17 protein-coding genes and 3 tRNA genes are annotated in these 21,992 nt (G+C 26.0%); 10 read left to right on the forward strand and 10 right to left on the reverse strand.

Annotation, left to right across the window (positions count from 1 at the left end; translation table 11 throughout):
* Window position 1 precedes the first annotated feature (1 nt).
* Window positions 2-610: a hypothetical protein gene (locus AELL_RS01480; protein WP_129096297.1), complete on the reverse strand. Its 609-nt coding sequence runs from the start codon at window positions 608-610 to the stop codon at window positions 2-4.
* A complete protein-coding gene (locus AELL_RS01485; RefSeq protein ID WP_118916239.1) occupies window positions 607-807 on the reverse strand; it encodes a hypothetical protein in 201 nt (66 codons plus the stop codon). Before AELL_RS01485 ends, AELL_RS01480 begins: the two co-directional genes overlap by 4 nt.
* Window positions 808-1,071: 264 nt before the next feature.
* On the opposite strand from AELL_RS01485, the gene AELL_RS01490 reads away from it, so the two are divergent.
* Window positions 1,072-2,637: a hypothetical protein gene (locus tag AELL_RS01490; protein ID WP_118916240.1), complete on the forward strand. Its 1,566-nt coding sequence runs from the start codon at window positions 1,072-1,074 to the stop codon at window positions 2,635-2,637.
* On the opposite strand, the gene AELL_RS01495 is transcribed toward AELL_RS01490, so the two are convergent.
* Window positions 2,634-3,782 (reverse strand): tyrosine-type recombinase/integrase, encoded by a 1,149-nt coding sequence (locus AELL_RS01495; protein ID WP_118916241.1) that lies wholly within the window; start codon window positions 3,780-3,782, stop codon window positions 2,634-2,636. The two genes, AELL_RS01490 and AELL_RS01495, sit on opposite strands and share 4 nt — an antisense overlap.
* A 277-nt stretch (window positions 3,783-4,059) precedes the next feature.
* On the opposite strand from AELL_RS01495, the gene AELL_RS01500 reads away from it, so the two are divergent.
* The 3 genes from AELL_RS01500 (at window position 4,060) to AELL_RS01510 (ending at window position 4,363) form a co-directional block, all read left to right on the forward strand.
* Window positions 4,060-4,136: transfer RNA gene (locus AELL_RS01500), tRNA-Gly, on the forward strand.
* A gap of 69 nt (window positions 4,137-4,205) precedes the next feature.
* Window positions 4,206-4,282, forward strand: a tRNA-Arg gene (locus AELL_RS01505).
* Between the two features lie 4 nt (window positions 4,283-4,286).
* Window positions 4,287-4,363 (forward strand) — tRNA-Gly (locus tag AELL_RS01510).
* Between the two features lie 188 nt (window positions 4,364-4,551).
* Here the strand turns inward: AELL_RS01510 and AELL_RS01515 are convergent.
* From AELL_RS01515 to AELL_RS01525, 3 genes are read right to left on the reverse strand one after another with little or no spacing between them, the layout of a single operon-like run.
* The gene (locus AELL_RS01515) at window positions 4,552-5,877 is read right to left on the reverse strand and encodes a sodium ion-translocating decarboxylase subunit beta (RefSeq protein WP_118916242.1); all 1,326 of its coding nucleotides are present in this window, start codon (window positions 5,875-5,877) and stop codon (window positions 4,552-4,554) included.
* Between the two features lie 17 nt (window positions 5,878-5,894).
* Window positions 5,895-7,709, reverse strand: a complete 1,815-nt coding sequence (locus tag AELL_RS01520; protein ID WP_118916243.1) for a biotin/lipoyl-containing protein — start codon at window positions 7,707-7,709, stop codon at window positions 5,895-5,897.
* 5 nt (window positions 7,710-7,714) lie between these two features.
* A complete protein-coding gene (locus AELL_RS01525; protein WP_118916244.1) occupies window positions 7,715-7,966 on the reverse strand; it encodes an OadG family protein in 252 nt (83 codons plus the stop codon).
* 147 nt (window positions 7,967-8,113) lie between these two features.
* Between AELL_RS01525 and AELL_RS01530 the strand changes: the two genes are divergently transcribed.
* On the forward strand, window positions 8,114-8,989 hold the full coding sequence (locus AELL_RS01530) for an AraC family transcriptional regulator (protein ID WP_118916245.1): 876 nt from the start codon (window positions 8,114-8,116) through the stop codon (window positions 8,987-8,989).
* A 53-nt stretch (window positions 8,990-9,042) separates the two neighbouring features.
* Window positions 9,043-10,023 (forward strand): calcium/sodium antiporter, encoded by a 981-nt coding sequence (locus tag AELL_RS01535; protein WP_118916246.1) that lies wholly within the window; start codon window positions 9,043-9,045, stop codon window positions 10,021-10,023.
* A gap of 7 nt (window positions 10,024-10,030) precedes the next feature.
* On the opposite strand, the gene AELL_RS01540 is transcribed toward AELL_RS01535, so the two are convergent.
* Together AELL_RS01540 and AELL_RS01545 are read right to left on the reverse strand one after the other, a co-directional pair.
* Window positions 10,031-10,741 (reverse strand): GNAT family protein, encoded by a 711-nt coding sequence (locus AELL_RS01540; protein WP_118916247.1) that lies wholly within the window; start codon window positions 10,739-10,741, stop codon window positions 10,031-10,033.
* A gap of 2 nt (window positions 10,742-10,743) precedes the next feature.
* On the reverse strand, window positions 10,744-11,232 hold the full coding sequence (locus AELL_RS01545) for a hypothetical protein (protein WP_118916248.1): 489 nt from the start codon (window positions 11,230-11,232) through the stop codon (window positions 10,744-10,746).
* A gap of 113 nt (window positions 11,233-11,345) precedes the next feature.
* On the opposite strand from AELL_RS01545, the gene AELL_RS01550 reads away from it, so the two are divergent.
* Both AELL_RS01550 and AELL_RS01555 read left to right on the forward strand, forming a co-directional pair.
* Complete coding sequence (locus AELL_RS01550; RefSeq protein WP_118916249.1) at window positions 11,346-14,120, forward strand: DEAD/DEAH box helicase; 2,775 nt, start codon at window positions 11,346-11,348, stop codon at window positions 14,118-14,120.
* Between the two features lie 85 nt (window positions 14,121-14,205).
* Window positions 14,206-14,706: a hypothetical protein gene (locus tag AELL_RS01555; RefSeq protein WP_118916250.1), complete on the forward strand. Its 501-nt coding sequence runs from the start codon at window positions 14,206-14,208 to the stop codon at window positions 14,704-14,706.
* A 1-nt stretch (window position 14,707) separates the two neighbouring features.
* Here the strand turns inward: AELL_RS01555 and AELL_RS01560 are convergent, their stop codons facing one another.
* Both AELL_RS01560 and AELL_RS01565 read right to left on the reverse strand, forming a co-directional pair.
* A complete protein-coding gene (locus AELL_RS01560) occupies window positions 14,708-17,077 on the reverse strand; it encodes a transporter substrate-binding domain-containing protein (RefSeq protein ID WP_118916251.1) in 2,370 nt (789 codons plus the stop codon).
* Between the two features lie 72 nt (window positions 17,078-17,149).
* Complete coding sequence (locus AELL_RS01565; RefSeq protein WP_118916252.1) at window positions 17,150-17,854, reverse strand: response regulator transcription factor; 705 nt, start codon at window positions 17,852-17,854, stop codon at window positions 17,150-17,152.
* A gap of 175 nt (window positions 17,855-18,029) precedes the next feature.
* Between AELL_RS01565 and AELL_RS01570 the strand changes: the two genes are divergently transcribed.
* Both AELL_RS01570 and AELL_RS01575 read left to right on the forward strand, forming a co-directional pair.
* On the forward strand, window positions 18,030-19,808 hold the full coding sequence (locus AELL_RS01570) for a TolC family protein (RefSeq protein WP_118916253.1): 1,779 nt from the start codon (window positions 18,030-18,032) through the stop codon (window positions 19,806-19,808).
* 22 nt (window positions 19,809-19,830) lie between these two features.
* Complete coding sequence (locus AELL_RS01575; protein WP_118916254.1) at window positions 19,831-21,990, forward strand: type I secretion system permease/ATPase; 2,160 nt, start codon at window positions 19,831-19,833, stop codon at window positions 21,988-21,990.
* Window positions 21,991-21,992 lie beyond the last annotated feature (2 nt).

Genomic DNA, 21,992 nt, shown 5'->3' on the forward strand with positions numbered 1-21,992 from the left:
CTCAAAATTCAGACATAAAATAATCACGAAATTGTGAGAATTCTTCAATTTGATAAGATACTTTATTTCTTAATTTTGATTTTTTATTCAAAAATGTAAAATCTCTTTTTATATATTTTTCAAATTCATTAATCATATTCTCATTATTTGCAAATAACTGTAATATTTTTGAATATTTTATGGATATTCTATCCATTTTTGTTATATAGTTAATATCTTCAGAATTTATACATATTTGACATTTAGTATAATAATTTTTTAATTCCGTAAAATATACTAAATCGTTTTTTGCCAATATGAATAGTAAATTCTGCATTGAATCATTTAATTTTGAATAATCATAATATGGGAATTCTTTTTTTATATTTTCAAAATTCTCAACTGAGATATCTGTCTTTTGCAGAAAATTTAAAAGAGCTACTATTAAAATCTTATAATCAACATATAAATACTCATGTTTTACTTTTTTCCAAAAAATTACACTATGTTTACTTTGTGTTTCTTCATTTATTTTTTCGCAAATTTCAATTATTTCGATGATAAAGTCTTTTAGAACTTCATTATTTGCAAATACACAATCTAAATCTAATACTTTTCTGACATTTTTCATTTTTCCATCCATTTTTTTACCTCTTCCATTTTGAATATTCTCTTTTTCCCATTTTTTGAGTGAATTCTTGGGATTAATCCAATTTCTTGAGCTTTTTCATCACCTATCTTTCCCAAAATCTTTGAAACTTTTGAATAACTATATCTTCCATCGATTGCCAATACTTCTTTTAATCCTATTTTGTCTTTATCAATCATTCTAATCCTTTTTCAAATATTGTTTTGCAAAACTTGTGAAATATTATCATCTATAATAGATAGTTTTTTTGCTATTTTTTGTCAAAAAATCATTTTAGATACCATGAAATGGCTTTTCTTATTTGTCTTTTATTCTTTAATAAACTAATTAAATTTTGTGAGTTTTTAATTTTTAAAGTGTAAAATCATAATGAGATTACTAGTTTTTGTACAAATATCTAAAAAAGAAGAACCTTGTGTCTGAAATTGAAAGAAGGGAAATAGATGAATTCAAAAAGAATATTATTAAAATGGTTGTCCAGAAAAACTAATTATATTAATTATAGGAAAAATGAAAATATAAATGACTTTTATGAAAGATTATCAAAATTACTTGTAAGTTCAGGTTTACATTTTGAAGATTTGGCACCATCAAAATGTTATTTAATTGCAAATTTGAATAACAATGATAATGAAATTGATGATAAAATCATATATGAATTAAAAGATCCAAATACAGATAGAAAAAAATATTATTTAAAGAAATATTCATCCTTTAATCTAAAAATAAATGAGTATATTCATGATGTAATAGAATTAATTGAATTTTCTAAAAATTTTTCTTTTGAAAAAGAAAAAATTAAAGCAAATGCAATACTGATAAAAATATTTAAAGAATTAAATAAAAAAAAGATGAATATAGAAATTGATAATACTATAATTAATAATATAACTTACGAAAAGATTTTTAATACTTTGGGTAATATATCTATTAGCGAGTTTAAAGAATATGATTCAAATTATGAAGAATTTCGAGAAATATTCATTCAACATATTAAAGTGAAAACAAGAGATATAAAAGAAGTAGGAATATTTAATCCAGTTATTATAGAACATGATATATTTGAAGATATGTATTATTTATGTGAGATTAATCCAATAAGAACAAAAAAAAATAAAATAAACTTTATTAAATATGTAGATAATTTTTATGATAACTATAATATAAATTCTGATAAATCAAAGCAAATATTCAAATTAGAAAAATATTTTAAATATGCAAGGCAAGATTATGACGAAAATTTTGCTTATTTTGATCCCTTTAAACATTTGGAAAAATATAAAGAAAAATATGAGAATATAGAAAAAAGATTTCATATTAGAGGTATAGATTTTAATTCATTTTTAATTGAACTATTTGATTTCTTTAATTTACTTCAATATGAAGTTGTTTGTTTTCAACAAAAAAATTTATTAAATTCAATAATATCATTAAAATCAAAAAATCGAATAATGACGATTAATGAATACATTGATTCCAAGTTAAAAATAATGGAGAATTTACATAATAATAGAGAATATGAGATTAGAATTTTAAGGGCTTTACGAGAATCTGACCTTAAAAAAACAACTGAAATAAGTGAATTGTCTTTTTTCAAAGAGAATAAGGATCTTCTTGAAGATGCAGAAATTATATTTTCTTTTATACTAGAATTATTAAATATTAGTGAAAAATCTAGTTTAGATTTTATTTATAAAGTTTATAAAAACGAAGTAAAAGAAATTATAAAAAAATATAAATTAATTAAAAAAGAAGAAAAAGATATACATAATATGATATTAGATTTAATTCTTTTTTATGGTGATTCCTCAAAAGAAAAATTAAGAAATCCATACAATAACAGAATTAGAGAAATTTTTTTAGAAAATCAAAATAAAAAAATTTTAAATAAAATAGATGATAATTTTGAAGAAAATTTTATTAAAAAATATTCTAAAAAGTTTGATAAATATAGACCTTTTAAAATAATGTATGAAAATAAAAAATATAAAGAAGCTTACTATCTTTAGATTTTTAAATCTTCAGTAATTCGGTGTCTAATATTTGGAATTAAATGTGCATACCTCATAGTCATTTCAATATTTCTATGACCAAGTTGTTCTTTTATTTGTAAAATATCAAGTCCTGCTTCTGCAAGCCAACTTGCATGAGTATGGCGAAGAGAGTGAGCAGTAATTTTATATTTTGATGTTTGAGATTTATTTCCTGGTATTACTTTTTCAACAGCATTTTTAAAATAATCAGGCATTCTTAAAATTGTTCCACCAGCACTATTATTTATTACATTATTATTCGTTTTATTATCATAGAGTGTTTTTAAAGTTTCAAGTAAAATACTATTTATTGCAATATACCTTTCGTTTCCATCTTTAGTTTTTTTGAAGTAAATAGTATTTGCATTAAAGTTTACATCATCCCATCTAAGTGCAGTGTTTTCCTTAGATTTATTCTTTTTTGATGCAGCACCAGTAACTTCACTAAATCTTGCCCCTGTGAAAAGTAAAATTACAGTTAGATGATAAGTTAACTCATGAGTAGATTTTAATATTTCAAGAAGTTTTTTTGCTTGTTCTTTTGATAAAAAAGATACCCTTTTATTATCAATAGAAGGCATCTTAACTTTTCCATTAGCTAATGGATTTACATAATTATTTAAAATATCATGTTTTATAGCATAATTTATAATAGTTCTAATAAGTGTTAATTGATGTTTTACAGTTTGAGCTTCTAATGGTTTATTAAAAAGTGTTTGTTTAAAATTTTCAAAATCTAAGGATTTAAGATTTTTCACATTTTTATTTCCAAAAATTGGTTTTATATGTTTGTTATAATTTAATTCGTCCATAAAATATGATTTCTTATTTACTTTGGCATATTTTAAAAATTCTTCCCAGATATCATTGAATTTAATTTTAGAACCTTTTCCCATTTTAATAGTAGGTAATTCTTCATGTTGTAATTTATATTTTATTTCAATTAATTTTGAATATGCATCTTTAATTGTAAAATCATTTATTTTTGTCTTTTTACCTACTTGTAATTTTACAGGTCTACCATTTTCATCTCTATAATTTATATAGTAAGATACATCTCCATTTTTTAACTTATTAGTCCACACTCCTTCATATTTTCCACCTACAGGTTCCAGAGCCATATTTAATTTTCCTTTTAATTATTTGTCTTAGTATAACTAAATTAATATTTCATTTATATAATATTTTTTACTACAGTTTTTACTACAAAATATGAAAAATAAAGAAAAATATTGAAAATAAATGAAAAATACTTTTTGCTTATAATGCCTATTACATCGGTGTTTTGAAAGGTATTGAAAAGAAATGAAACTTATTGAAAATGGTTTAGAATAGACTTAGGATCTGGTGCCTCACGGTGTAAGAGTTCGAGTCTCTTCATCCGCACCACCATATGAAGCGGGAGTAGCTCAGTTGGCTAGAGCTTCTGCCTTCCAAGCAGACTGTCGCGAGTTCGAGTCTCGTCTCCCGCTCCATTTTTAAAGCCTTATATAAAAAGTTTTTTTACTTATTATATAAGGCTTTTTTTAACCTTATTTTTTATTGCTTCCATAGCTCAGCTGGATAGAGCAACGCCCTTCTAAGGCGTAGGCCGTACGTTCGAATCGTACTGGGAGTACCACTAAGCGGGAGTAGCTCAGTTGGCTAGAGCTTCTGCCTTCCAAGCAGACTGTCGCGAGTTCGAGTCTCGTCTCCCGCTCCATTAAAAGGCTTTGAATAGAAAGTTTTATACTTTTTATTCAAAGCCTTTTTTTATTTATATATTCTCAATAATACTTTTACTTTTTTAAAAAATAAACATATATTTATATAATTGATAATTTATTTTGGACATAAAAAAAGCCCTTGTAGATGTACTACAAGGGCTTTATATAAGATATTTGGAATAGATTATTTAAATATCGATAAAAGGACACCAGCAGCAACTGCTGAACCAATAACACCAGCCACATTAGGACCCATCGCATGCATTAATAAAATGTTCGATTTGTCATAAAGTTGACCTTCTTTACTAACAACCCTTGCTGCCATTGGCACAGCAGATACTCCTGCTGCTCCAATTAAAGGATTTATTTGACTATCTTTTGAACTTACTAAATTCATTATTTTAGCCATTATTACACCCATTGCAGTTCCTGCAGCAAACGCTAAAAGACCTATTGCCATAATTCCTAAAGTCTCTGCTACTAAAAATTGCTCTGATGCTAGTTTTGAACCAACACCTAATCCTAAAAATATTGTTACAATATTAATTAATGCATTTTGCATTGTATCAGAAAGTCTATCAACAACTCCTGATTCCCTTGCAAAATTCCCAAAACATAATGCTCCAATTAATGGTGCAGCATCTGGTAAAATTAATAAAGTTAATGATAATACTACTAATGGGAAAACAATTTTTTCTAACTTAGATACTTTTCTAAGTGTAGACATTTTTATTTTTCTCTCATTTTGAGTAGTTAATACTCTCATAATTGGTGGTTGAATTAGTGGTACTAATGCCATATATGAATAAGCAGCAACGGCAATAGCTCCAAGTAATTCAGGTGCAAGTTTTGATGCAACGAAAATTGATGTTGGACCATCAGCTCCACCAATGATTGAAATTGCAGCAGCTTGTTCTAATGTAAAGTTAATCCCTGGAACAAATTGTGCTAATAATACTGCACCAACAAGTGATCCAAAGATTCCAAATTGTGCAGCACCACCAAGTAATGCAGTTTTTGGATTAGCTAATAATGGACCAAAGTCTGTCATAGCTCCAACACCCATAAAAATTAATAATGGGAAAAACTGATTTGTAATACCCATACTATAAATAATTCCTAGCATTCCATCTGGTCCTGCCATATTTGCTATTGGTATATTTGCTAATAATCCACCAAATCCAATAGGAATTAATAGTAATGGTTCAAACCCTTTTTTAATTGCTAAATAAAATAATAAGAAACAGATGAAAATCATGATGATTCTTCCATACCCTTGAGCAAAGAATGTCATCTCTTTTCCATGTGAATCTAATACACCAACTTGTGGTTCAAACAAGGCTTTAATACCAGTTGTTGCATAAAACGAATCAACTAGTTCACCCATTGTTTTTGAATGATAAGGCTGTTTTTCTTCTGTTGGTGTTTCAACAGCAGGTGTTGAAGCAAAACTATTTAGTGCAAAAGCACTAAATAGAAGAAAAATAGCTATTAATATATTTTTTTTCATTAATTACCCTCAAATTATTAACCAATAATGGCTAATGTTTGTCCTTCATCAACAGCTTGTGCATTATTTACTAAAATTTTAGTTATAACTCCAGAAACTGGTGCAGTTATATCTATTTCCATTTTCATAGCTTCAAGAATCATAATTTGTTGATCTTTTTCAACTCTATCACCTTCTTTTACTAAAATTTTCCATACAGCTCCATTTACAGCTGCTGGTACTTCTGTTCCACCATTTGAAGCAGGAGCAGGTGTTGAAGAAGCTACTGAATTAGAACTTGCAACAGGAGTTACTTGAATATCTGCATTTCCTTCAGCAATTGTTACATTAAATCTTTGTCCATCAACTACAACAGTATAGTTTCCACTAGCATTTGCCATTTTATTCTCTCCTAATTTACAATCTTTATCATTATCACAAACAGAATCATTTTTTCTTACATTTAAAGGTGATTCACCTTTTAAGAATGCAATTCCTTTTTCATCACAAGCAGCAGCAATAAAGATATTTTCTTCTGTTGCTTCAATTCCTTCAATCTCTAATCTTTGTTTCCAAACAGAGATTTTTTTCTTTTCATCTCTATCAGCGATATCCAAAGGATTTTCTTTTGTAGGTTCAAGTTTTAATTTTTCAGCTGCTAGTTTTACAACTTCTGGATCTGGCTCAACTGGTGTTTTACCAAAGTAACCTAAAACCATTTTCCCATAACCAGGAGCAATTTGTTTCCATGGACCAAACATAACATTTGCGTATGCTTGTTGCCAATAAAATTGAGAAACTGGAGTTACAGATGTACCATATCCACCTTTTTCAACAACTTCTCTCATAGCTTTAATAACTTCTGGGAATTTATCTAAAGTACCATTATCTCTCATCATTTGAGTATTTGCAGTTAATGCACCACCTGGCATTGGAGAGAATGGAATTAAAGGAGAAACTTGAGTAGCTTCTGGTGGGATAAAGTAATCTTTTAAGCAGTTAGCTAAAACATCTTGATATTTTAGAATTTTATCAATTTCTAAACCACCTAAATCGTAGTTTTTACCTTTTACAGCATGAAGCATAGTTAAAATATCTGGTTGAGATGTTCCACCACTAACAGGAGAGGCAGCTAAATCGATACCATCAGCTCCAGCTTCTAAAGCTGCTAAATAACAAGATACTGAAACACCAGCAGTTTCATGAGTATGAAGTCTAATATGAGTTTCATTACCCACTAATCTTCTTGCCATTTGGATTGTTTCATAGATTTTTTGAGGAGATGAAGTACCTGATGCATCTTTAAAGCATAAAGAGTCAAATGGTAATCCACTATCAAGAATATTTCTTAAAGTTTTTTCATAAAAAGGTACATCATGAGCACCAGTACAACCTGGAGGTAAATCCATAAGTGTAACAACTACTTCATGGTTAAGACCATATTTTTTAATACATTCAGCACTATATTCAAGGTTTTGAACATCATTTAATGCATCAAAGTTTCTGATTGTTGTTGTTCCATGTTTTGCAAACATTTTTGCATGTAAGTCGATTAATTCTCTAGAACCAGTATCTAGCATTACTGTGTTGATACCTCTAGCTAAAGTTTGTAAGTTTGCATCTGGTCCAACGATTTCTCTAAATTTATCCATCATTTCAAATGCGTTTTCTTGTAGATAGAAGAATAAAGATTGGAACCTTGCTCCTCCACCAAACTCAAAGTGAGTTATACCTGCTTCTTTTGCTGCTTCTACAGCTGGAAAGAAATCTTTCATTAGGACTCTTCCACCAAAGACAGATTGGAATCCATCTCTAAATGTGGTGTCCATGATATCTATATATTTTTTAGACATATATTTTAACCCTTCAGATTTTTATGATGTTGTACTGCAGCAACTATTGCAGCCATTTTTGCAGCTTCAGTTTTTGTGTTATTTGTTACTATTGGACTACTATTTACTGGTTTCTTCTCTTCTTGTGGAAAAAACTTTGTTAATATTATCCCTTGTGCTTTTAGTACAAATATCATTATTGTTAGGAATGCAAATACTACTCCCATCCCTAAAAACATAAACTTTACTGATTCTGCGATTAAGTTTACTTCTTCCATGTGGAAATCCTTTTATTTTGAGTAATCAAATAAATGATTTAAACGGCGTAATTTTAGGGAAATTTAGTAAAATCTTCTTCTTTTTTAGTGTGAAAAAAATTGTTTTATAGTGCTTATTTTATAGTTATATTGTGTTATAATCATTTTATGAAAAAAGAAACGTTACAAAAAAGAACAAAAATAGCAAATGACATAATGTACTATATTTATACTCATATAGAGACAAATATAGATATCGAAGAGTTAAGTATTGATTTAGGTGTGAGTAAATTTCATATGCATAGAATTTTTAAAGAGGCATTTGGAAAAAACATTTATGAGAGTATAAAATCAATTAGATTACAAAAAGCATCAAATCTACTTTTAACAAACAAATATTCAACAATTTCTAATATTGTAAACCAATGTGGTTACTCTTCTCAATCATCATTTATAAAAATATTTAAAGAAAGATTTGAAATGAGTCCAAAAGAGTGGAAAAATGGTGGATATAAAGAGTATTCAAAAAAAATATTACAACAATCTCAAAAGGCAATGCAATCAAAAGCAAATTTTAATGATATGGTTCCAAGTATTGTAAAAATGCCAGCAATTGAAAGTTTTTATATACGAAATAAAGGTTATAACGTAAATATAAAAGAGACTTGGCAAAAATTACAAACTTGGGTTTTGACAAATAACATAACTTCATATAGAAGAATTGCACTTTTTCACGATAATCCAACAATTACACCTTTACATGATTGTCAATATATTGGATGTATTGTTGTTGATGATAAAGAGAGTGTAAAAAGTGATAGATTACCAAAATTTAAAATTGCAGAAGGTGTTTATGCAAAATTTGATTTAAAAGGTAAAACAGGAGATGTACTTCCCTTTATTCATTGGGTTTATCACGAATGGTTGCCTAAAAGTGAATATGAAACAACAACAAAACCTTCTTATGCAGTTTATAAAAAACTTGACTTTTTTGATGAAAATAATGAATTTGAATTAAGCTTTTATGTATCTATAAACTTTTGATTAATAATATTTAACTATAATGGCGCAAATTTTTTTATGAAAAAAGGTCAAAAATGGTTTTATATTTACTAGCAATTCTTGCTGGATTTGGTATTTTAGTTTGGAGTGCTGATAAATTCGTTGAAGGTGCAGCCTCAACGGCTAAACACCTTGGAATGCCAAGTCTGCTAATTGGTATTTTAATTGTTGGATTTGGAACAAGTGCTCCTGAAATGGTTGTCTCTGCAATTGCTGCAATGGAAGGAAATCCAGGTCTTGCTCTTGGAAATGCTATTGGTTCAAATATAGTAAATGTTGCTCTTATTTTAGGAGTTACTGCTCTTATTTCTCCAATAGTTGTAAATTCAAATATTGTAAAAAAAGAGATGCCTTTATTATTAGGAATAGTATTAATTTCAGGATATTTATTATTAGATAATACTTTAACATTTATTGAAGGTATTGCATTATTACTTGGTTTTTTTGCTCTTGTTGCATGGTCAATAATTTCAGCATTAAAATCAAAAAATGATGCTTTAGAAACAGAAATTGAAGATGAATTAATAGAACATGAAATGAGTTTAAAAGCTGGTATTTTTTGGCTTGTTTTAGGATTAGTTTTATTAATTGGAAGTTCAAGACTTCTTGTTTGGGGAGCTGTTGGAGTTGCTCATGAGTTTGGAGTGAGTGATTTAATTATTGGATTAACAATTGTTGCACTTGGGACTTCTCTTCCTGAACTTGCAGCTTCTGTAATTGCTGCACGTAAAGGTGAACATGATATTGCAATTGGAAATGTTGTAGGTTCAAATATGTTTAATATTTTAGCTGTAATTGGTATTGCAACAGTTATTGCACCAATGAATAATATTCCACTTGAAGTTTTACAAAGAGATTGGATTGTAATGTTAGTTTTAACAATTGCTCTTTTAATAATGGCTTATGGATTTAAAAATAAAGAAGGAAAAATCACAAGATTAGAAGGAACGATTCTTGTAGTTTGTTATGTTGCTTATAACACATATTTAGGTCTGAATTTAACTGGTAATTTATAAAAATTGATTAGTTTTGCGATAACCATCTTTTTAGAAACTCTTTTCTAGTATAGGTTATCGCTCCTAAATCAAACTTATATTGCATATAAGGATGACCTAAATTCCAAAAAGAAAAATTCTCTTTTTCTAAATAAATTGCTAGTAAAACAAGTTGCAATTTTCCCCAATTGTTATATTTTTTCTCTTTTGAAGAAAATCCTGTTAAAGAAGTATAGGTTGAATTGATTTTATACCCAATTTCCCCAGCAATTAGCTCTTTTGTATCTTTATCATAAAGCTCAACACTCATTATTTCAAAATCTATGGTTGGATGAACATAATCAACTAAAGAGAGAATTAATTCTTTATATTTATCTTGTAACCAATTTGTTTTATGATATTTTTCCAAATTTTCTAATACTAAATTAAAATCTTTATTGATAGAAAATTCAAAATTATTTTGATTTAGAAGTTTTTTGATTTTTTTACTTATATGCAAATTTCCAAAATCTAAAATTGCATATTCAAATTGTATTTCAGGAAGTAGATAAAACTTATTTTCAAAAGAGATAGAAGTAGTAATAAAACCATAAAAAGCAAGTTTTATATAAAAATCCTTTGAAAAGTCATCACTTAAATAGTAGTTTGACTTTTCATTTGGATAGATGTAATTAAATAAAATATTTTTATCTTCAAGTTCTTCTTGACCTATTAAATATAATATCTGTTTTTTAGCCATTTTTATCTATGAAATCCTCTATCATCTCGGTGGTGTTTATGTCTATCATCTCTATATTTTTCTTTTGCATATTGTTTATCATAATAAGGTCCATAAATTGGTTGACGATGATCTCTAAATTGATGAGTTCTATTCCAATCATTGTGTTTATGATAAACATATTTTCGATAATGTGGATGAGATGGTTTAAAATAACCTCTTCTATGTAATCTATCATAATATGTATATCTATTATCATATAAAAAGAAAATATTATTATAAAAATAACCTGTTCTGTCAAAATATCCAAAATAGTAGCCATAATTGTCAAAATAACCATGTCTATGGTAATCAAAACTTCTATATCTATTATCATATCTATGATCATCTGATCTAAATCCAATATCAAGAGTTCCACCATTTGATAAAGGAGTTTGAATTCTAATACCTAAATCAGCTGAAAAAAGTGTTGGAGCAATACTCAAAAGTGAGATTAAAATTAACTTTTTCATAATTTATCCTTTAATTATTTGAGAAAGTATAAAACTCAAGTGTGGATAAATTGTGATTTATAATATTTTACGTTTCCTTTGATTATAATGATTTTTTAATATTAAGGTATTTTTTGAACAGTTTAATAACCAATAATCAAACAACAAATTTTTATAATCATATCACAAAGTTACTACAAGAGTGTGAAAGTTTTTATTTTAATGTAGCATTTATAAATTTTTCAGGAATACAACTTTTACTTGATGTTTTTAAAGATTTAGAAGAGAAAAATATAAAAGGTAAAATATTAACTTCAACATATTTAAACTTCACTCAAACAAAAGCTTTGGAAAAAATCAAAGAGTTTAAAAATATTGAACTAAAAATTTATGATAGCAATATTTCAAATATTGGATTTCATAGTAAATCTTATATATTTGAGTTTAAAGATAACTATAAAATAGTGATTGGTTCATCAAATATTACTTCAAGTGCCTTTAAATCAAATATCGAATGGAATGTAAAAACAGTTTCAAAAAAAGATGATAAATTTTTGCTTGATGTTTTAAATGAGTTTGAAATTCTTTGGAAAAGTTCATATCAAGTAGATGAAGAGTTTTTAAAAGAGTATGAAGAGTTTTTAAAAACACAAAAAAAAGAGTTCAAATCTTTTAGTTTAAATCAAATAAAAACAAATTTTATGCAAGAAAAAGCTTTAGAAAAATTAGAAAATCTAAGAAACAAAAGCGAAAATAAAGCTTTAATAATCGCAGCAACAGGAACTGGAAAAACTTATCTTAGTGCTTTTGATGTAAAAAATTTTAAAGCAAAAACTATTCTTTTTTTAGTTCATAGGGAAAATATTTTAATAAAAGCAAAACAAAGTTTTGAAGAGATTTTACCCCACATCAACTCTTTTGGTTTATATACAGGAAATAAAAAAGAACAAAATAAAAACTATCTATTTTCAACTATTCAAACTATGAGTTCAAATTTTTTAGAGTTTTCACAAGATTTTTTTGATTATATAATTATTGATGAAGCTCATCATGCCACAAGTCCAAGTTATAAAAAAATCCTAGATTATTTTAAACCAAAGTTTTTATTGGGACTTACAGCAACCTCAAATCGAATGGATGGAAACTCTATTTATGAAATTTTTGATGAAAATATTGCACTTGATATAAGACTAAATGATGCACTTGAACATAATTTGATTGTTCCTTTTCACTATTATGGAATAAGTGATATACAAAGTATAGATTATGAAAATGTGGATTTAACAAAAATTGATTTATTAGCAAAACTTTTAAGTGTGAATAAAAGGGTCGATTTTATTATTGATAAGATGAATTTTTATTCAAATAGTGGAAATAAAAGAAAAGTTCTAGGTTTTTGTGTTTCAAAAGAACATTGTATATTTATGAGTGAAGAGTTCAATAAAAAAGGAATAAATTCCATAACTTTAACAAGTGAAGATTCAATTTCAAAAAGAGAAGATAGTATCAAAAGACTGGAAAACAAAAATGATAGTTTAGAAGTGATTTTTACAGTTGATATTTTCAATGAAGGTATAGATATCCCATCAATTAATATGGTTTTGTTTTTACGACCAACAAACTCTCCAATAGTTTTCGTTCAACAATTAGGACGTGGTTTGCGAAAATATAAAAATAAAGAATTTTTAACAGTTCTTGATTTTATAGGAAATCATAAAAAAGCTTATTTGATAGCTCTTGCTTTGGTTGGAAATAAGATGATTGATAAAGAAAGCATTAAACTCTCACTACAAAACAATTTTGCAGATTTTAAAAATGCCTTTATTTGTATGGATGAAATTTCAAAAAATAGAATTTTAGAACAGATAAACAAAGAGAATTTTAATCAACTAAAATATTTAAAAGAACAATATTTTGAAGTAAAAAATATTTTAGGAAAAGTTCCAACTTTGGTTGATTTTTTACAGTTTGAAGATGTGATAAATCCTTTAAAATTTATAGATGAAAGTAAATCTTACATTGAATTTTTAGCAAAAGTTGAAGAAAACAAAAAAGTAAAAGAGTTGATTTTAGATGAAAATTTTATAAAAGCTATAAGATTTATAGAAAATGAGTTACCAATAAAAAGAGTTTATGAGTTTGTAATTTTAAAATATCTTTTAAATAATGATTTTTGTGATGAAAATATAGCTTTTAAGATTTTAAATAAGTATTTGAATAGAGTTGATAAAGAGACGATAATGCATAGTTTTTTATATTTAAGACAAGATTTTTTAGATTCAGCTCAAAAAAATAGATATTTAAAACTTTTAGAGTTTGATGGAAAAGTTGCAAAAAAAACAAAAGAGTTTGAAGAGCTTTTGAAAAATGAAAACTATAAAAAGATTTTTCTAAATAGTTTGAATTTTGGAATTTATAATTATGAAGAGGAGTTTAGTTCAATTGATTTTGGAAAACCATTTTTAAAACTTTATTCTAAATACAATATGTTAAATATTGCAAAACTTTGTAATTTCCCAAAAATTCACAGTTCATTTAGGGGAAGTGGATTTCTAAAATATGAAAATGATTTCTTTTTATTTATAAATTTAGAAAAAGAAAATTTTTCAAAATCAGCAAACTATCATAATGCCTTTTTATCAAAAGATACTTTTACTTATCAAAGTAAACCAAGTCATAGTCAAAATAGTGGTGATGGACAAAGGTTGTGTGAAAACAAAAAATTTGAAGTTAAACTTCATATTTTTGTGCGAAAATATGTTCAAGTTGATAAAAAAACGCAAGATTTTATCTATCTTGGAGTTGCAAATACCCTAAAATATTGGGATAATAAACCAATAAGTTTAGAACTAAAACTTGAAAATCCTTTGAGTGATAAACTTTTTGAAGAGTTTACAAAAATTATTTAAAAGAGGTAAAAGTTTTTATTTTCTTTTTATGAAACTGTGCTACTATTCGCAAAATCTTTAGGGATAAAAAGTAGTAGGAAAACAGGTGAAACAAGAAGAAAAAAAGAGTTTTATAGAGAGAGTTTTTAACAAAGTTAATAATATTGATAAAGTTTTAGAGAGTCGTGTAGATACGATTTTATTAAAACTAATAAATATGCTTAAATATCTGTTTATTTTAGCAATGATTTTGTATTTAGCAATTTGTATTATGAGTTTATCTCATAAAATAATATCTTTTACACTTGCTCAAGGTGCTTTAGATTTTGCATCAAGTAAAAATATTTTAACAGATGGTTTATTTACTTTAATTGTTATTGCAATTGTAAAAACTTTATTTATTAAAAATGGATTTGATTATGCTTTAACTTTTTTAGAAATTGCATTTGTTGTTATTATTAGAAAAGTGATTTTATTGGAAACAGTTCCAGGAGAAACAGAGTTATTAATGACTTTGGGAATAATTTCAAGTATCTTTTTTATATTAATAATTTATATTCATAATCTAAAAAGAAAATGGAAAAAAGAAGAGGAGAATAGTAAATAGACTATTTATCTAAATTTAGTTCTATTTTAAATTCAGCACCAGTATATTTTTTATTATTATAAATATACTCTTTATTTGAAGCTGATAATTTTCCATTCATATGTTTATTTATAATTTCAAGGGACATATAAAGACCAATTCCTGTTCCTTGACTTTTATGTTTTGTTGTAAAATATGGTTCAAAAATTCTATCTAAATTCTCATTTTTTATTCCGCCAGCATTATCTTTAATTGTTAAAATAGCTGTATTATTCTCTTTATACATATTAATAAAAATAAATTTATCAAGATTATTATTTGTTTCAAAAGCATCAATTGAGTTATTTATGATATTTAATATAACTTGAATAAACTCATTTTCTAATCCTAAAACATATATTTCTTGATGATTTTTTATAATAGAGATATTTCTATTTTTTAATTTACTACTTACAAGATAAATAACTTTATCAATAGGAACATTTATATCAAAAGATGTTAGTTCCTTGTCATTGCTAAAAAAATTCCTAAAATCATCAATTGTATTTGATAAATGTAAAGTAGAGTTTTTTATAATATCAACTGTTTCATAAAACTCTTCATCACTTAAAATATTCAAATCTTTTTTTAATTTAGCTCCTGTTGCAACTGTTGAGATTACAGATAATGGTTGTCTCCACTGATGGGCAATATTTTCAATCATCTCTCCCATTGCTGCCATTTTTGATTGATGATTTAAAATATTTTCTTTTTGAATCAACTCTTTTGTCTTTTTAGCTACAAGAATTTCTAAATTTTTATTCATCTCATTTAATTGTTTAGTTTTTTCATCAACTTTCATTTGTAAAGTGCTATTTATATTTTTTAGAGTCAAGTTTCTATATATAAAAGCAATGGAAATAATAAAAATCGCAATAGCCATTTTCCAAAAAATGTCATAATTGAAACTCGTTTGGAACTGTACATTATTCCATTTTGTGATGATTGCATTTAATTCATTTAGAGAAACAGATGAAATTGCTTTATTTAAAATGGATTCTAATATTGCATAATCATCTCTTATCATAAATTTTAAACTAAAAGTTAAACCTGTATTTCCAGTTACTTTTAAATTATCAAAATTGTATTTTGAAATGTTATAAAGCAATACAGGTTGTATGTCAATAAAAGCATAAGCTTTTCCTTTTGAAACTAAATCTAAACCTTCTTTAATACTATTTACAAGGATAAAATTCATATCAGGATAGGCATTTTTTAAAATATTGTGAGCTGTAAAATTATTACCAATAGCAAGTTTTTTGTTTTTTATTAAAGATATATTTTCAATAAAATTTTCATCTTTTTTAGTAACTATTGATATTGGAAAGTTTACATATTCTTTTGAAAAAATAGCATACTCTTTTCTTTGTGGAGTTTCTCCAGCACTATAAATTAAGTCAGATTTTTTCTCTTTTATGCTTGATAGTTGTTGATTAAATGTTTCAAAAAATTCATTTTGTGTTTTTAAATCTAGTTTACTAGCAATTAATTTCCAGTATTCTGATGAGATTCCAAGAGCTTCATTATTTTTTGATTTAAAAGTAAATGGTTCCCATGAATTAGAAATAGAGACACTTATTTTATTGTTTTTTATAAAATCTAATTCTTTAGAAGTTAAATCTATTTGTTGTTTGAAGTTTTTATAATATTGTTCATTTTCATTTAAAATCCATTTTCTCTCTAAATTTAGTAGCTCATTAGCGGGAATTTTTAAAAAACCTTGATTAAAAATTTCAGCTTTTTCTTTAGTTTTTGCAATAGCATGTGATTTCATTTTTGTTATAAAATTATCTAAAGGTTTTATCATATGAAATAGATTATTTTGAACACAAAAATATTCAATTGCTATTTTATCATCATAAATTAAGTCAATTTCGCCATTTTTTAAAGCTTCTATAGATGTAATATATTCATCATAAGTTTTTATTGTAGCATTAGGAAAATGTTCTAAAATTATATTTTTGTAATTTGAACCAATCAAACCAATTGTTAAATCATTTTTCATTTCTAAAATAATTTCATTTTTTGAAAGAGTAAAAAAAGTGCTTTTAATTTCATAAAAGAAATTTGAAGGAATCATCCAATCTTTAAAAGGATTTGTTCCTAAAAAAAAGTCAACTTTTTCTTCTTTTACTAAATTTATTGCATCATCCCATAATATACCATCTACAAATTCTATATTATAGTTATTGTGTTTTGCCCACAATTTCCAGATATCTACAAATAATCCAGCCTCTTTACCATCTTGTTTATATGAAAATGGTGCATAATCAGGGTCATAAGAAATTTTAAAATCTATCTCTTTTGCAAAAATATTGAAAGTTAATAAAATAATAATAAAAAGTATTTTCATAAGTACCTGATTTTAGAATATAGATGCTTTCAATCTTATAATAAATAATATTAAAATTTGGAAAAAAATAGATTAATAATCTAGTCTATATCCTACACTAGAAATATTAATAATAGACTCTTTTCCAATTTTTTTTCGTAGTTTATTTAGTAAATTTTTTAAAGCTGAATCAGTCGCTTCAAATTCATCTTCCCAAATTGATGTTTTTAATTCATCAGTAGATAAAACTCTGTTACTATTTTTTATTAATAACTCAAGTAAAGTTAACTCTTTTGAAGTTAAAGCTATCTCTTTATCATTTGAAGAATCTATAAGTTTTTTATGTAAAACGTTGTATTGAATATTATTTTTAAAAGAAATTATATATCTTGAGTTATCTAAAATCTCGTCAACACATTTATTTAGTGCCGAATTTAAACTTTTAAAATCAATAGGTTTTGTAAGATAATCAACAAGTTTTAATTTAGTTGCTTCCAATAAATAATTTTTATCAGTGTATGCACTTAAAATAATTACAGGAATTGTTTTATCAATCATTCTAAGTTGTTTTATAAAATCTATTCCAGAAATATCAGGTAAATTTATATCAGAAATAATAATATCTATTCTATTTTTCTCTAAAGTTTTTTTTGCATTTTCAATACACTCTTCATCATAAACATTATCACAAAATAGTTCTAAAGTTTTTTTTACATTCTCTTTTATACTTGCTTCATCTTCGATGTATAGGATATTTAAGTTTTTGAGAATTTTGTTATGATGGCTATTTATTGTCATTTTGTACCTATAAAATTATAATCGTTTATGTTATAATAAATAAACTTAGAAGAAATTAATAATATAAAAAATTACACTTTATCAATAGCTTAATATCATATTAAGTTTAAAATCAGTAAAGTAACAAAAAAAATTATTTAAGAGATTTCTTAAAAATAAATAAATTGGAGTTAAGATGTATAAAATAAAATTACTTAGATTTGCATGTATCTCTTTTCTTGCAAGTTCTTTTTTACATGCTGCAAGTTTGAAAGAGAGTGTAGAAAGAGTACTTTCGACAAATCCAGAAGTAATAGCTGAGAAAAACAATCAGGAAGCTTTTAAAAAGTATATAGATGAAAGAAAAGCTAATTATTTACCAAGAATAGATATTGATGGTAGATTAGAAAAGAGTAATTCTGACAAAAGTTATGACCAACCAAATACTCTTCAAAATGGTTCAGAACAAGAAGATGGTTACAATGTAGGAATTGCTTTAAATCAAATGCTTTATGATGGTGATTTAACTCCAAGTCAAGTAAGAGAAGCAAAATTTAATGATTTAGCAAATAAGTATAGAAGTGAAAATAATATAGAAAATGTTGTATATGAAACTATTACAGCTTATACAGGTTTAGTTCAATATAACGAAATGTTAGCCTTAACAAAAGATATGATAACAACTAATGAAGAAAATCTTCAAATTGCAAAAGAGAAAGAATCAATAAGTGGTGAAGTTTTAGAAACATATGAAGTTGATTCAAAACTAAGTTTTGTTAAAGAAAAATATTTAGAAGAAGAAGATTTAAAAAGCTCAAGAAATAGTACATTTAAAAGATATGTTGGAGTAGACCCATCAGGAGATGAATGTAGACCAAAAATTGAACTATCAAAAATTCCAAATAATTTACAACAAATAGTTGAACTTGCTGTTTTAAAGAATAATGAAATTTTAGAGCAAATAGAAAGAATAAAAGCTCAAAGAGAGAAAATTGCTCAAGCTGATTCAAAATTTTTACCAAATCTTAGTTTAGAGTTAAAGGCATTAACAGATAATGATTTATCGTTAAATGAAGAAGGAAAAGAGAATCAAGCTTATGGAAGAATTAATCTTGCTTGGAATTTATATAATGGTGGTGGAGATAAAGCTGTATCAAAACAAGAAGAACTATTTTTAGCAGAACAAAAAGAGAGATTAGATGCGATTACAAATAAAGTAGTTGAAGCATTAAAAGTTAATTATCAAAGATTCTTGAAAAATAAAGAAAGAATCAATGTTTTAAAAGATTATGTTGTAGCAAATGAAAATATAGTTGAAGTTTATAAAAGCGAATTTGAATCAGGAACAAGAACCTTTGTTGATATCTTAGATGCACAAACTGTACTTTATGAAGCGAAAAAGAGTTTAGTAAATAGAGAATATGAATTATATAAAAATTATTATGATATTTTATTATCTTTATCTATGTTAACGGAGACTGTACTTGACCCTAAAAATGATGTATGTTCAGATGATAAAGCTTTAAATTACATTGTATCTGAACAAAAACTTGCAGTTGAAAAAGCTAATGATTCAAGTGATTTAAAAGCTTTATTAGGAGATGAGCCTGTTCAAGTTAAAAAAGCTGAACCAGTAGTTATTCCAGCAAAAGAAGAGTTAGTTGAAAGTAAATCTTCAGATTATTCAACATTCTTAGATGCTCCAGAAGGATATTATACGTTAAATATTACAACAACTGAAGGTTTAGATGCTGCAAAAAATTATGTTAGTGAAAATGCTTTAGATAAAAATAGTTCTTATACATACTCTTTTGGTCCAGAGATGAAAAGTGCTAAGGTAATTTATGGTATATTCAAATCAGTAAAAGAAGCAAATATTGCAATGGAAAGTTTACCTGCTTCTGTAAAAGCAAACAAACCATATATAGATAATATCTTAAAACATCAAAAATTGTATGCCAAATATAATAAATAGGATTTCTAACTAAAGGAATATATTGGAAAATAATGATTCTAATCTAATAGAAAATGAAACATTAGGAAATTTAAAAGATAGAAGAAAAGTAGATGACCTTTTAGGTTGTCTACTTTTTTTATCTAAATATCATAATAGAGAAACTTCAGCAGAATCTTTAACTTTTGGTCTGCCAATACATAAAACTTCAATGAATATTTCAATGTTTCATCAAGCAGCTTCTCGTATAGGTTTAGCTACAAAAACTGTAAAGAGAGAAAAAGTTAAAGATATTACAAAACTTGCTTTACCTTCAGTTTTAATTCTTGATAAGCAAAGAGCTTGTGTTTTACTTGATTATGATTTAAAAAAAGGGATAGCAAGAGTTATTTTACCTGGATTGATAGCAGGTGAAACAGAAATGACTATTCAGAAATTAGAGAGTGAATATACGGGTGAAGTAATTATTATTAAACCTGAATATAATTTTAATAACAGAATTGAAAAAGAAGTAGTTGTAGATAATCCAAAAGAGTGGTTTTGGGGAACTTTAAAAAGAAATGCAAGTATTTATAAACAAGTTATTATTGTATCGTTATTTATAAATATTTTTATTTTAGCTACTCCACTTTTTACGATGAATGTTTATGATAGAGTTTTACCAAATAATGCAATTGAAACATTATGGGCTTTATTTATAGGTATATCAATTGTTATGATATTCGATTTATTATTAAAAATTTTACGTTCATATTTTTTAGGGCTTGCAAGTAAACGAGCTGATACAATAATGTCTAATAAAATATTTAATCATTTGTTAAATATAAAACTTGAAGCTAAACCAGCTTCAACAGGTCAATTTGTTAGTAGATTACAATCTTTTGAAAGTGTAAGAGAATTTTTCACAAGTGCAACAATTGCAACAGTTGTAGACCTTCCTTTTGTAATAATATTTATTTTAGTGATATTTTTTATAGCAGGTCCTTTGGCTTATATTACGATAGTTACAGTTTTTATCTCTATTGCTTTATCTTGGTATATGCAAAGACCTTTAAAAAGTATAATTGAAAAATCTGTAAAAGAGGAACAAATTAAACAGACAACTTTGATTGAAACAGTTTCTGGATTAGAGATTATAAAAAGTGTAAAAGCTCAAAATAGAATGAAAACCCATTGGGATAATTCAATTAATAAAACAGTTCATTTTGCTGATAAAGGACATTTCTTATCACAAACAATTACTTATTTTACAGCTTTTATTTCTCAATTTTCAAATATTGCAATAGTTGCAGCTGGAGTTTACTTAGCTCAAGATGGTGAAATTACAATGGGGGCAATTATTGCAGCTATGATTTTAAATGGAAGAGTTATTGCTCCAATCTCTCAATTGGTTAGTATGATTATAAAATTTGATAGAACGATGCTTTCATTAAATAATCTTGATGAGGTAATGAAAATGCCTGTTGAAAAAGAGAATAAATCATATATAAGCCGTCCTAATTTAAAAGGTGATATTGAATTAAAAGATGTACAATTTGCATATAAAGACCAAAATCATCAAACTTTAAAAGATATAAATTTAAAAATAAAGCAAGGTGAAAAAGTTGCAATTTTAGGGAAAATTGGTTCTGGAAAATCAACTCTATTAAAACTTATTATGAATTTATATGAACCAACAAAAGGTTCTGTTTTAATAGATGGTTTAGATACAAGACAAATTGACCCAGTTGATTTAAGACATGCAATAGGAAGTGTTCCTCAAGAGCCATTTTTATTTATGGGAACAATTAAAGATAATCTTACAATTGGTGAGCAGTATGTTTCTGATGAAGAGTTATTAAGAGTTTCAAAAATTGCTGGATTAGATGAGTTTCTAGGAAAACATGAAGCAGGTTATGACTTACTTGTTGGAGAAAGAGGTGATGGACTTTCAGGAGGTGAAAGACAATCAGTTACTTTAGCGCGGGCTTTAATTTCTGACCCAAATATAATTATGCTTGATGAACCAACAAATTCAATGGATAGACAAACAGAAAAAGCTTTTATTAATAGATTACAAAATATTGTACAAGAAAAAACTTTGATAGTTGTTACGCATAAAACATCATTGTTACAATTGGTTGATAGAATTATTATAATCGAAAATGGTAAAGTAGTAGTCGATGGACCAAAAGATGAAGTTTTTACAACAAAAGTAGGTTGATT

This window comes from Arcobacter ellisii, assembly GCF_003544915.1.
Classification (GTDB): Bacteria; Campylobacterota; Campylobacteria; order Campylobacterales; family Arcobacteraceae; genus Aliarcobacter; species Aliarcobacter ellisii.